General features: G+C 62.0%; 6 protein-coding genes. 1 reads left to right on the top strand and 5 read right to left on the bottom strand.

Going from position 1 to position 5,573, the window contains the following annotated elements; genetic code table 11:
• Positions 1-205: 205 nt before the first annotated feature.
• Positions 206-703 (top strand): GAF domain-containing protein, encoded by a 498-nt coding sequence (locus EN994_RS15800; RefSeq protein ID WP_063168667.1) that lies wholly within the window; start codon positions 206-208, stop codon positions 701-703.
• 8 nt (positions 704-711) lie between these two features.
• Here EN994_RS15800 and EN994_RS15805 read toward each other — a convergent pair whose 3' ends face one another.
• The 5 genes from EN994_RS15805 to EN994_RS15825 form a co-directional block, all read right to left on the bottom strand.
• Entirely contained in the window at positions 712-1,761 is a 1,050-nt protein-coding gene (locus EN994_RS15805) for a dienelactone hydrolase (RefSeq protein WP_063168666.1), read from the bottom strand.
• 175 nt (positions 1,762-1,936) lie between these two features.
• Positions 1,937-3,016 carry an AraC family transcriptional regulator gene (locus EN994_RS15810; RefSeq protein ID WP_063168665.1) on the bottom strand — a complete coding sequence of 360 codons (1,080 nt, stop codon included), beginning with the start codon at positions 3,014-3,016 and terminating at the stop codon, positions 1,937-1,939.
• A gap of 99 nt (positions 3,017-3,115) precedes the next feature.
• A complete protein-coding gene (locus EN994_RS15815) occupies positions 3,116-4,171 on the bottom strand; it encodes a YeiH family protein (protein WP_063168664.1) in 1,056 nt (351 codons plus the stop codon).
• Positions 4,172-4,312: 141 nt separating this feature from the next.
• Positions 4,313-4,690, bottom strand: a complete 378-nt coding sequence (locus EN994_RS15820) for an ester cyclase (protein WP_024501791.1) — start codon at positions 4,688-4,690, stop codon at positions 4,313-4,315.
• Between the two features lie 109 nt (positions 4,691-4,799).
• The coding region (locus EN994_RS15825) for a sensor histidine kinase (protein ID WP_164745949.1) at positions 4,800-5,573 on the bottom strand (774 nt) is incomplete at its 5' end.

Raw genomic sequence — 5,573 nt, forward strand, 5'->3', positions numbered from 1 at the left:
GATCGGGGCCGCTACGATTCTCAAGATGATCATCGCAAAGTTTACGCAGTCGCCCGGCTCAGTCCCGGGAGGCAATCATGATCTTGCGGCTTTCGAAGGGGACGCAATCCACGCTAGACTGTCCAGGCGGCCGTCTGGTTGCGGAGCTCGCCGGACTTTGGCAAGCGATCGGACGAACCGCCATCCCCGACACGGAGACACGTTCATGTTTGCGGCCAAGGCCATCGACACCTCAGACAAGCCCGCGTTCTACCGCGACCTCGCCACCCAATTGAAGGCGCTGCTCGAGGGTGAGCGCGATTCGATCGCCAACGCCGCCAACACCGCAGCACTCATCTTCCAGATGGTGCCGGACCTCAACTGGGCCGGTTTCTATTTCCTGCAGTCGGACGAGGAAATGGTGCTCGGGCCTTTCCAGGGCAAGCCGGCCTGTGTGCGCATCGCCGTCGGCAAGGGCGTGTGCGGAACGGCGGTCGAACTCGGCACCTCGATGCTGATCAAGGACGTGCATGATTTTCCCGGCCACATCGCCTGCGATGCCGATTCGCGCTCGGAACTGGTGGTGCTGCTCGAGGACGATGAAGGCGTCTTCGGCGTGCTCGATCTCGACAGCCCGCTGCCCGGCCGCTTCGACAAGGCCGACCAGGCCGGCATCGAGACGCTGGCGGCGATCTATGCCGCGGCGAGTTCGTTCGAGGACTGAGCTGCGTCCTACGGCTCGGTCTTCAGCGCGCGATTGAAAGCTGCAATCGTCATGTCGATCAGTTGCGCGTGAATATCACCGCGCGATCGTGCTCCACCGTCATCGCAAACCGGGTCGCCGATCTGTTCGGCCGCAATGATGCCGGCAGCGCCGGGCTTACATTCGCCGAACATGCTGTAGTGGCTCGCATCCGCGATCGTCGCATAGCTCGCCTTTGAAATTGCTTTTGCGATCTCGGATGCGTCGGCGGTCACGGGAATCTTTCCTGGTCGGCCAAGATTGACGATAGCGACCGGAATTTTGATACCGGCAAAGCTTTTGACATCGAAGACATCGGATGGGGCAGGATCGATCGCCATGGCGAAATGAATGCGCTCATCCCGGTTGTCCCGACCGGCGGCCTGCAAATCCATGGCGTGAAGATCGACGCCGCTTTGCCTGACCCAGTCGCAGAGCGAGGCATTGAGCAGGTCCGTATCGCAATAGGCCGCCAGCAATTTCGGATCGATGCGGGCACCGGCTATCGCCAGCGCCGTGTTGCCGCCCATGGAAAGACCGAGGACGCCTACTTTGCCTTGTTCGAGGTGCCCTGCGAAGAAAGCGTCCTTCGCCGTCGCGGTCAGGGCAGCCGTGAGATCGGCGGGCCGCAACCAGAGTTTCATCGTCTCGGCGGCGGATCTGTTTTTCCCCGTATTTCCCGGGTGTGTGGGAGCGGCGACGACGAATCCCTGCCTGGCCAGAGGCGTTGCAATCCAGCTCAGGGCGTGTGGGGTTCCCGCCAGGCCAGCGCCATGCGAAAGCAGGATAAGCGGGAATTTTCCGCCAGCGATAGGCGCATCGCGCATGGCGGCCGTTCCGGCGAAAAGCGCGGTGTCGCCTGATATAACCATCTCGCCGCCCGGTTGCGCGGGATACCAGACCGTCACATCGAGATCGATGCCGCGCTCCTTGGATGGGGCAGGGAACTGACGAACGCCGACATTGTCGCCGGCGTCTGCGGGGTGTTGCATGAGCGCCGTGGAAACAGCGACGGCGCAGAGCATAGTCCAGAATTTCATTGAAATCTCCGTTGTCGAACGCGCCCTATAGGTGGCAAGGCCGGAGGCTACAGCGTCCGGGCAAGCTGGCGGTCATGTTCGATTGCAGTGTTAGCGACCCAATGTCAGCGGATCGGAGCGAAGTCCGCGACCTTGATCGCGATCAAGGACGTGCTTTATCGCGATTGAGTACCGTTCAGTGCGGAACGGCGCTGCCGATTTCAGCCGCCCGCCGGTTCGCAAGCGAGGGCGCCGCGTCAGGCGCGTTCCGGTCCCGCCAGGCGAGCGGGGTCATATCGGTGACGCGGCGGAATTCGCGGTTGAAGTTCGACTTGGTCTGGAAGCCGACCGCAAACATGATCTCCGTCACGGACTGATCGGTCTCGCTCAGCAGCCGGCAGGCCTCGGTGATGCGGTGTCCGTTGACATATTGCGAGACGTTCCTGGCCGTGGCCCGGTTGATCGCCATTGAGATCTGCCGTGCTGGAATTCCGGCGCGCCGGGCAAGCCGGTTGAGGTTGAGATTGGCGTCGCGATATAGTTTTTTCTCCTGCATCAACTCGTTGACCCTGGCGATCGCATCGGCGTTCTCGCCGGCGTCGGGTGGGGACGAAGTCTCGACGGGCTCGGCGGCATTGAGCGGGACATGGCTTTGGCTGGCCGCAGCCGCCGCCATGCCGACAATGACGAGCATGAAAAGATTGCCGATGCCGATCACGGTTGCCGCGCGAGCGCCATGTCCCGACGCCAGATCGAAGGACACCAGCATGTCGACGGCTCCCGACAGGCACAGCGTAGCTGCCGCGAAAAGGATGGCCCTGTAGACCGGGACCGCGCCGTCGAAGGGCGCAAGGCGAAGCCCGTCGGCGCCGGAGCGAAGCAGCCAGAGAATGGCGGCGGCGTAGGTGAAATCGATTGATGTCAGCGCCACGTCGATCGCCTCGCGCCAAAAGATTATCAGCATGATGATGATGACCGCGGGTGTCGCGTGGAGCCCCAGCAGGGCCGGCCACCGGCGGTCGCTGGTGCGAACCAGGCTCGATACGCCGGCGTAGAGCAGAGACGGCATGATCGCGGCGGATACGGGGGCGATATAGCCGACTTCGCTGATGCCATAGCCCCAGCGCAGTCCGGTGAGCACCGATTGCAACGCTGCAACAAGGATCAGGGCGAGAAACGGCAGGTTCGGTGCTGCCTCATCCTGGCGGCTGGCGACGACCCAAAGCAGGATGAACAGCGACAGGGCGACGACGAAGGGTAAGGGAACAAACGGCATGGATCGGGTGCGGGCTCGCGTGTTGATGCGCGGCAGACCGTAGCCGATGTGATTTGATTCCCAAACTCGCTTGTGCCGTCTGCGTGCCGGCGATCAAGCTCAGGCGAACTTCACCAGCATCAGGCTGAAGCAGCCGATGAACAGGAAGGCCGAGAAGGCGAGCGCCAGCGGGCGCAGGCCGCGCGAGCGCAGCTGAGAGATGTCGGCCTGCAGGCCCATGGCGGCCAGGCCCATGGTCAGCATGATGGTGGTGGCGAGCGCCATTGCCGATTTCATCTCGGTGGGCACCGTGACCAAGCTGTTCAACGCCACGACAGCGACGAAGGCGGCGACGAACCACGGCATGGGCGGCCGCGCCGCCACCTCACTGCTGCTCCTGCCGCGCGCCATCAGGCCGAGCGCGACGACCATCGGCGCCAGCATGGCGACGCGGGTCAGCTTGGCGACGGTGGCGATCTCGCCGGACTGGGTGCCGTTCTGAAAGCCGGCGCCGATGACTTGCGCCACCTCGTGGATCGAGGCGCCGGCCCACAGGCCGAAAGCGTGCTGGTCGAGGCCGAGCATGGGCGCCATGAGTGGGAAGCCGAGCATGGCGACGGTGCCGAACAAGGTGATCGAGGCGACGGCGTAGGTGACGTCCTCGTCGCGCGCATCGGTGACGATGTTGGTGGCGACGATGGCCGAAGCGCCGCAGATCGAGGTGCCGGCGGCGATCAACTGCGCCAGCTTGGCGTCGACGCCGATCAGCCGGCCAAGCGTGATGGTGAAAACGAAGGTGGCGCCAAGCGTCGCCGCGACAATGCCGACGCCGCCAGCGCCGATCGAGACCACCTGGCCGAGCGTCAGCTGGAAGCCGAGCAGCACGATGGCGAAGCGCAACAGGCGCTTTTGCGAGAATGCGATACCGGCTTTGGCGTGCACGGGCGTGCCGAGCACGTTGGAGTAGATCATGCCGGCGACGACGGCGAGGATCATTGGACTGAACAGCGCGAAGCCGGAAACATTGCGCGCCGAGAAGGCGACGGCAGTGATCATCGTGACCAGCACGATGCCGGGGACGATGCCATTCCAGCTAAGGGATTTTCGCCCTTGCGCGACATCGGCAGGAAACGCGCTTTTTGGAATATCGTTCGCGAAGTGGGAAACGGAAGACAATGCAATGCTCCAGGCGAGTATGCCGGGAGAATGCCATTCCTAAACCAATCTTTCCAACGAATTATTTTCGTTAGAATGATCGATTTTTACGAACGATCCACGGGCGCTGCCGCGCAGACGTCGCTTTCTGGGCGACCTGGATTAAAGCTGCGCCTCGATCGCGGCCTTGTCGATCACCGACCAGACGTTCCTGATCCGGTCGTCGAGGAATTCATAGAAGACGTTCTCGCTGAAGGACACCTTCCTGCCGTTTATAGGGAGCCCGAAGAAGGTTCCCTTCGGCGTGCAGTTGAACTGAAGCCGGCTGGCTAGGAACGGCGGTTCGGCGATCAGCAACTGGATATCGAAATAGAGGTCTGGGATTTCCCGAAAATCGCGCTCCAGCATGTCCTGGTAACCCGACAGTCCGACGCGGTCGCCATTGTAGTGCACCTCGTCATGAACGAAGCGATGCAGCTTCTGCCAGTCCTGATTGTTGAGGCAGGCGATGTAGCCTCGATAGAGGTCGGTCACGGTCACGGCGATGGCTCCGGTGCTGATGCCCGCCATATTGCGACAGGGCTGAAGGCCAGGACGTACAATAAAAGCAACACATAGCGGGCCGTAGTCCTGTTGCCAGTGCCCAAGTTCAGGGAACAATTCCGAATTCGTGTCCGCTCATCACCTGGTCCAACGCACGCTGATCAACGTGCTCGCTGTCAACCGAGGCCTCAAGTTGGGTCAACGGTGCTTGCAGCGTCCAGGTGACACCGTGGCTATCATGCTCGAGAACACCGGTGCCGCTCACCGCGGCTGGAGCGACGCGCCGCAGCACCACGCTGCCGAAACCACCATGGCCGATCGTCTGTACTTCAGGACCATCTCTCTCTTTCCAGATCAGCTGGAACTGTTTCTGGCCGACCAGTCCGGTTACCTTCCATTGCACCGTTATCGTTCCCTCTGCGGCCGAAAGGACGCCGTATTTAGCGGAATTGGTCGCGAGTTCATGAAACGCTATGCCGAGGTACTGGACGGCATTGGGGCTCAGCGTCAGGGAAGGGCCCGACATTGAGATCCGCTCCTCGTTGCCGAACGGTTTGGCCTGCGCAAGCAGCAGTTCGAAGATCGTGGCGCCCTTCCAGTCGCCGGAAACCAGAAGGTCATGCGAGAGCGACAACGCCATGATGCGCTCGCGCACCTGACGTTCGAACTGGGCCGGCGTCGATGACCGCTTGCTGGTCTCCCGGATCATCGAGATGATGACGGAATACTGGTTCTTCACCCGGTGGTTGACCTCGCGCATCAGCATGCGGATGCGATATTCGTTCTCCTTGGCTACTGATATGTCGCGGGCGATCTTCGAGGCGCCGACGATCTGCCCGACGGCGTTGCGCACCGGCGAGATTGTCAGGGATACGGGCAC

This window comes from Mesorhizobium sp. M7A.F.Ca.CA.002.09.1.1, assembly GCF_003998555.1.
GTDB classification, from domain to species: domain Bacteria; phylum Pseudomonadota; class Alphaproteobacteria; order Rhizobiales; family Rhizobiaceae; genus Mesorhizobium; species Mesorhizobium ciceri.